At 36.4% G+C, this 236-nt stretch carries 1 protein-coding gene; it reads right to left on the bottom strand.

The features are described 5' to 3' along the window. Nucleotides 1–190: extracellular matrix/biofilm biosynthesis regulator RemA family protein (locus RG959_RS24915; protein ID WP_342799375.1), on the bottom strand; the 190-nt coding region annotated here is incomplete at its 3' end. Nucleotides 191–236: the final 46 nt, after the last annotated feature.

The following is a 236-nucleotide window of genomic DNA, read 5'->3' as shown; positions in this document are numbered from 1 at the left end:
CTACATGGTCACTGTCTGTTATAATAACAGCTCTTGTTCTTCTGCCATAAGTAGCATCAACTAATTTATTATTGTCTCTGGCAACCGTAATAATACGTTTAATCGGCGCTGATTCTGGTGAAACAATCGATATAACACGATTAGCAGAAACAACATTCCCAAACCCTATATTTATCAATCGTAGACTCAACTTGCTTCCCCCTTAATATTGCATCACTTCTAATATATTAGTAGGC

This window comes from Domibacillus sp. 8LH, assembly GCF_038806185.1.
GTDB classification, from domain to species: domain Bacteria; phylum Bacillota; class Bacilli; order Bacillales; family Domibacillaceae; genus Domibacillus; species Domibacillus indicus_A.
The sequence above is the reverse complement of the archived record's forward strand: the minus strand, read 5'-3'. Positions and strand labels throughout refer to the sequence as shown.